General features: G+C 36.2%; 7 protein-coding genes. All 7 read left to right on the forward strand.

Going from position 1 to position 6789, the window contains the following annotated elements; genetic code table 11:
• Positions 1 to 10: 10 nt before the first annotated feature.
• Complete coding sequence (locus tag AB1349_12225) at positions 11 to 175, forward strand: hypothetical protein (protein ID MEW6558094.1); 165 nt, start codon at positions 11 to 13, stop codon at positions 173 to 175.
• Positions 176 to 257: 82 nt separating this feature from the next.
• On the forward strand, positions 258 to 1586 hold the full coding sequence (locus AB1349_12230; GenBank protein MEW6558095.1) for a LysM peptidoglycan-binding domain-containing protein: 1329 nt from the start codon (positions 258 to 260) through the stop codon (positions 1584 to 1586).
• Positions 1587 to 1589: 3 nt separating this feature from the next.
• Positions 1590 to 3254 (forward strand): tetratricopeptide repeat protein, encoded by a 1665-nt coding sequence (locus AB1349_12235; GenBank protein ID MEW6558096.1) that lies wholly within the window; start codon positions 1590 to 1592, stop codon positions 3252 to 3254.
• Positions 3255 to 3269: 15 nt separating this feature from the next.
• The gene (locus AB1349_12240) at positions 3270 to 3875 is read left to right on the forward strand and encodes a hypothetical protein (GenBank protein ID MEW6558097.1); all 606 of its coding nucleotides are present in this window, start codon (positions 3270 to 3272) and stop codon (positions 3873 to 3875) included.
• A gap of 33 nt (positions 3876 to 3908) precedes the next feature.
• On the forward strand, positions 3909 to 4874 hold the full coding sequence (locus AB1349_12245; GenBank protein ID MEW6558098.1) for a lysylphosphatidylglycerol synthase transmembrane domain-containing protein: 966 nt from the start codon (positions 3909 to 3911) through the stop codon (positions 4872 to 4874).
• Between the two features lie 80 nt (positions 4875 to 4954).
• The gene (locus tag AB1349_12250; GenBank protein ID MEW6558099.1) at positions 4955 to 5674 is read left to right on the forward strand and encodes a DUF2877 domain-containing protein; all 720 of its coding nucleotides are present in this window, start codon (positions 4955 to 4957) and stop codon (positions 5672 to 5674) included.
• A partial coding sequence (locus AB1349_12255) for an FdrA family protein (GenBank protein ID MEW6558100.1) occupies positions 5637 to 6789 on the forward strand: 1153 nt, incomplete at its 3' end. The genes AB1349_12250 and AB1349_12255, both read left to right, overlap by 38 nt.

Consider the following 6789-nt stretch of genomic DNA (forward strand, 5'->3'; position numbering starts at 1 on the left):
AATATACGATATTACAGGTGCGTTTGTTAGTGACCTGAAAATCGGCAGTACTGATAATTCGCTACTCTGGGATGGGAATTATGCTGATGGTGAAAAAGCGCCCAGTGGCGTGTATATCTACCAAATCACAACCCAGCAAAAGGTATTTAACGGCACCGTAGTGGTCGCAAGATGATTGGTTAAAAGATTTATACCCGACTTCAGTCGGAAAAAAAAAGTTCAGTGCGTTCAATGTATTCAGTGGTTTAAGAAAAAAAATGAATATGTATAACGCAATTAAACAATTAAGAAATAGCGTAGAGCGAATAGCGAATAGGTTAGCAGTCGGTCTTCTATCCACTATCCACTATCCACTATCCGCTATCCGCTGTTTGCTATTCGCTACTTCCTACTTCCTACTCGCTGTTTGCTATTCGTTACTCCCTACACCCTATACCCTACACCCTACTCCCTGCCTCTATGCTGATTTTGAACTGGTCGGCAGAGGTGTGGGGACTGCACGAGCTTTTGCACTAAATAATGCATTTACCGCAATCGCGGATGATACTAATGCGATATTTTATAATCCAGCAGGGTTAGTACAAAACCCAACCGGTAGGTTCAGTTGCGGCTATCGGAAATTGTTCTGGAACCTTACTGATGATAGTAATCTGACTGATGGCACGCTTGGTATCACGCATCCGTTAGATAAAAATTCAGCGTTAGGTATTGGCTGGTATAGTTTCAGTTTGCAGAATAGTTATTCTGAAAATGTCTGGGCAGTCTCATATGGAACAAATTTGACTCAATGGCTGGCATTGTTTTCTGAAAACAATCCGTTTTCAGTTGGCTTAACAGCTAAACTGTTATCTAAAAAATATGGAAACGATATTTATACCGCTACCGATTCGTTATTTTTAGAAAATAATTATTCAAAATTAGGTTTCAGTTGCGACCTCGGGCTGCTATACATTTTAGAAGATAACTATTCATTCGGCTTGGTAGTGATTGATATGAATCAACCTGATATGAATCTGAACGATAAAAAGATGAACATACCAGCAAAATATAAACTTGGTTTCGCATACAGAACCATCTTGCTAAATTTTACTACTGAAATAGTCAGCAAAAAAGGCGAGATTACCAGTAATACCGGGATAGAAAAATATCTGTTTGATAAACATTTAACTGCTCGTGTCGGTATTGGTGTAGGCAGCCGCGAATATCGGGCTGTTTCGGTTGGAGCAGGATACCAAACATCAATCGTTCAGATTGATTATGCATTTGTTTATCCGCTGGCAGGTATTACAGATACACTCGGTACGCATAGTATCTCAATATCATTACCATTCTGGTTCGCGACCGCAAAAGAAACCCAAAAAAAAATGGGGACGGAGGAAATGGGGACGGAGGAAATTAAGGTAGAACATAAAAAACTTACAACTTATACTGTTCAGGCAGGCGATACATTACCGCGGATTGCCGCAAAGCCCGAAATATATGGTAATCCGGTATTATGGCGTAAAATTTATGAAGCAAACAAGGATAAAATCAGTCCATCATATGAACTTACACCAGGTCAGCTGCTGACCATCCCGAGAGATTAAGTGATGAAAATGGATAAATCCAAGTGGTTAAGTGATTATGTGTTTAAGTGGTTTGTATTTACTATTCACTTATTCACTTATTCACTTATTCACTTGCTTTTTATCACTTATTCACTTAATCACTGTCTCTATGCACAAGTTGGTTCTGTCAATCAGTATATCAACCAGGCGAACGAATTATATTCAGCCGGCGATGTAGAAAGCGCAATTATTTCATTAGAAGATGCGTTAGCATTTGACCCGAGTTCACAGCAAGCAAAAACATTGATGATAAAAATTCTGACAGAACAAGGTAAAAAGTATTATACGCAGAAAAATTATCCAAAAGCACTTCAGTACTTGAAACGCGCATCAGATTTAGCGCCTGAAATACCCGAATTAAAAACACTCTATAACGAAGTTCAGTCAGCCCAGCAAGCTGCCGAAATAAAACCAATAGAACCAATACCTCAGAAAGAAATTAAAAAAATAATCACTTCTGCACCAGCTACCTCGCCACGCCTACCCACCCTACCCACCACACCTGCTCAGCCACAGATAACAAAACAAGAATTAGAAAAAATGGTTGCCTTGCTGGATACCTTCAAAACCGCACAAGCACAATGGCAACAATCAACTGAATTATTGAATAAAAAAATAGTAAAATTTGAGCAAGCCAGAATTATGTATCTGCTCGTAATGATTATCGCTATATCTATCGGCTTGATGGGTATGGGCTTGTATGTGGTCAGTCGCGTGAAAGGTACCAAACGAGAACGATTACTGTTAGAACATAAAAATCATCTGCTGAATATAATAGAGCAAAAAGGCAGTGGAGGCAGGGGAGGTGGTGGCGTATCTTTTGCTAAAGATATTACTAAATCAGTATCAGATGAAGAGATGTCTGTAAAAGAAATGCTGGTCTCACCCAATGCGTTTATCCGTGCAAGAGGGGTTGAATTACTAGAAGAAGAATTAAAACAGCAGGAAGATCCAGTGGTCAGCGCAAAAATACTGTTGCCATATTTAAGAGACCCGAATAACAGAGTAAAAGCAAACGCTGCTAAAGCAATGTATAATATCAATCCTGATGTCGCAATTTCTACTTTGGCAGATATGCTGGATAGTTCAAATAGATGGATGCAATCTTCTGCAAGTTGGGTATTAGGTGAAATAGGCGATACCAAAAGTACAGAAATTCTGATAAATAGATTCAATGTATTAGACCCGCAAGCAAAAAAATCGGCTGTTCGGTCGTTACATAAAATTCTTAAACATTCTCAAGGAAAAATAGCCGATGAACTTTATCGTAAAATAGAAATGATAATAACGGGCGAGTCCGCTAAGAAAGAAGGCGAAATAACTGATATAGACGAAATCTTGAAAGAAATACCAGGCGAGTTAAAACACGATTCCGCAGATGTCAGAGATTATCAAGCGATTTTGCATCTGAAAAATGGAATAGTTCTCTATAAAGATGGTAAGTATAACGAGGCAATTCTGGAACTACGGGATTGTATTCAGTATAACGATAAAATCTGGCAGGCGTATGAATTTCTTGGCAACTGCTATTATGGCAAGAGAAAAGTACAGGAAGCGATAAAATGCTATGAACGAGCATTACAACTTAACCCGAATGCTACATATATCAAGGACTTAATTGAACAAAAAAAATCCGAACTGATTTGACGCTATGGAGTTGCTATGGTATCAAAAAACGAAAACAAAATCCGACTGAATCTGCTAAGAGAAAAATTAAAACAACAGGCACTCAAAGAAAAAGAGTTTATATCTGCAATCCAGACGGAAATCAATACATTAAAAACTGAACTAGTATCAAAAACCCAGCAGTTAGAGACAGAACGGGTATTGCGAGTAAATATCAGTAACGAACTGGAACGGTTAAGAACTGCATCTTCAGAAGAAACAACAAGAACATCAACCCTTTTAGATGAAACTAAACAAAAAGCACAAATAGAACTAACTGAATTAGAAAGAACATTAACAGAAAAAACAAAGGAACTTACAGCAAAACTTGAAAACGAAAAAAACGAACTTCTTACCCAACTCAAAACCAAAGATGATGAATTCCATAATCTCAAACATAACTATGAACTGGAGTTGAATTCATATAAACAAAATGTAGAACAAGAAATTACACGGCTTTCAGAATTGGTCAAAAAATTAGAAGAGGAAAAAGCTACACTTGAACAGGCACTAAAAAATAAAGAAGAACAATTTTTTGAAGAACGGATTTTGCTTAAACAGGAAATAACCGAGATGAAAAAACAAATTGAGACAAAAAAATAAAATCCTGTTAATCCTGTCAAATACAAACAAAATATGAAAAAACGGATTTTTTTCGGGATATTAGTAAGCATAATTTTTTTGTATCCGGTTTTGAGAAATATTAATTTCCAAAATCTGTTTGGAATAATCTCTAACGGACAGTATATATGGATTCTGCCTTGCATTGTTATCTATACACTGGCTTTTGGTTTCCGGGCTATTAGATGGACATATCTTTTCCGGCCGGTTAAAAAGTTTACAGCCACTCAGCTTTTTTCCAGTTTGATAATGGGCTTCGCAGCTAATAATATTTTTCCAATACGGATTGGCGAAATTGTCCGAGCGTATATTGTCGGTAAAAAGTATGATGTATCTAAAGGCGCTTCACTGGCAACAATTATTTTAGAACGAATTATGGATGGTGTGGCTGTGTTAATTCTACTGGGACTGGCAATACCGTTTATACCAAAAGTGCCTATATGGACACGGAAAATGTCTGTGTATGCTATCATTCTGTTTGTTGGCGCACTTGGTGTCGCAGTGGCAATAATTACTAAGAAAAATTCGGTCAACTATTTGTGGAAACTACCATTTATAAAATATGAACTGAAAGCAAAAATTATTAATAAACTTGTAAAGTTTATAACAGGATTTGAAGCACTCAAGGATATATTCGGGTTTGTTATGATTATTTTTTTGTCTATCTGTGTATGGCTATGCGAGACATTGAATATATTTTTTATGGTAAAAATTGTTAATATAAATTTGCCAATTACTGTAATGGTTTTTGTTATTTTTGCAGCAGTAATAGGTGTTACAATCCCAGCTGCACCAGGCGCTATCGGGACATTTGAATTTTTTTATGTAGCCAGTATGATGTTCTTCGGTATCAGCAAAGATAAAGCGCTCGCAAGTGCGTTGATTATTCACGCTATCGGGATGACATATATTTTGCTGCTTGGTGGCTATTACTTCGTTAAGGAGGGTGTGTCATACAAAGAAATTGCATCTGTAAGTTAGAAGCAGTATCTGTTGATAGGTCAATCCTCGTTAATTGTGAAGGTAGAATCCATTCTGTTTTTCAAAATGCAGTAAATATCTTGATAGATGAGAATCTGGTTTCTATCGTAGATAAAAAGTATTTCAACGGTCCTAATCGGATTTTAGTATCTGATTTTGCTATTTCACTATTTCAGAATTCTGAAATAGTGAAATTCAAACAGGACAGATTATCTTTCTCAAACGGAGTTATAATATCACTTAAAAATGCTAAACAATGGGAATCAAATGTCCCGAAAATTTCACCGGATATTGTAAATACATCAATAATTTCAAATTATCTTAAAAACTATCTATTCGTCAAGCCATCAGTAGTTGAGCAATTTAAGTTCGCAGTTGAGACACAAAATAAAAAATTGGTTAACTATAATGTAGACAAATTGGTTGGACTCGGCAGTGGGCTTACACCAGCCGGTGATGATTTTTTAGCTGGTTTTATATCAGCAAGTTGGTTTCTTAGTGAAGGGGGAATTAAGGGGATTCAGCCGGTTAAATTTTTTCTGAAAAATGTTAAAATAAATTATTCAAAAACGAATTTTATATCTGCAGCGTATTTAAGGTATTCTATCGTCGGCAGAATAAGTGAGGTAATAGCAAATACAATTATTTCAATTACAGAACGCAATCCTTGTATGTCATTCTGGCTTGATAATTTGGCGAATACCGGTGCTACTTCAGGAAAAGATACACTGTTCGGTATTCTAACCGCAATGGAGATTCATAATGCTTGTAAATATAGTGAAAAAAAACTTTTATCGTGATTCTGTTTTCTTGATGGCGTTATCAAATAAAATCAAAACTATAGATGGTGTGATTGACTCGTCAGTAATGATGGGGACAGATGCTAATAAAAAGTTACTATCCGAAACCGGATTTTTTGCAAAAGAAGACGAAAATGCTACACCAAACGATTTACTCATATGTGTAAGTTTGCAGACAACCACTGATGTCAAACAGATTACTGAAAGTATTGAAAAAATGTTAGATGTAACAGTTGCAAAATCAACAATATCAACTGCTGAAAATCCAAAAAGTGTTGAGGAAGCAATTGAAATTCAGCCCAATGCAAATATCGCTGTAATATCAATCCCAGGGCAGTATGTTCGGTATCAGGCAGAAAAACTATTAAAAAACAATATCAATCTGATGATTTTTTCAGATAATGTGTCGGTTGAAGATGAAATTATACTAAAAAAACTTGGTGTTGAAAAAAAATTGCTTGTAATGGGACCTGACTGTGGAACTGCAATACTAAACGGTGTGCCATTAGGTTTTGCAAATGTAGTCAGAAAAGGTTCTATCGGTATTGTCGCCGCATCAGGCACAGGCACACAGGAAGTAACTACAATTATCCATAAACAAGGCGAAGGTATATCACAAGCAATCGGGCTTGGTGGCAGAGACCTGAAAAGCGAAGTTGGTGGCTTGATGGCATTGTCGGCACTCAAAATGCTTGAAAACGACCCCGACACAAAAGTTATCTGTATTGTTTCCAAACCACCTGCAGTTGAAGTTGAAGAAAAAATTATTGAGTTGGTCAAAAATTATGATAAACCGGTTATTATAGATTTTATTGGCTCAAGAATTCAACGAGAAGATAATAGAAATATGTTTTTTGTGAATACACTTGAAGATGTCGCATTAAAATCAATCGCAGTTTTACAAAATAAGAAATATGTGCCTGACAAAAAACTTGCCAGTAATTTGCTCAAACTTGCTAAAAATGAAATAAAAAAATATAAAAAAAACCAGAAATATATTCGCGGACTTTTCTCAGGTGGAACGCTTTGTGACGAAGCGATATTTGGTTTAGAAAAATCAATCAGCGAAATTTATTCAAATATCGCAGTTAAACCTGAATATAAACTTAAAGACA

Source organism: Elusimicrobiota bacterium, from assembly GCA_040757695.1.
Taxonomy (GTDB): domain Bacteria; phylum Elusimicrobiota; class UBA8919; order UBA8919; family UBA8919; genus JBFLWK01.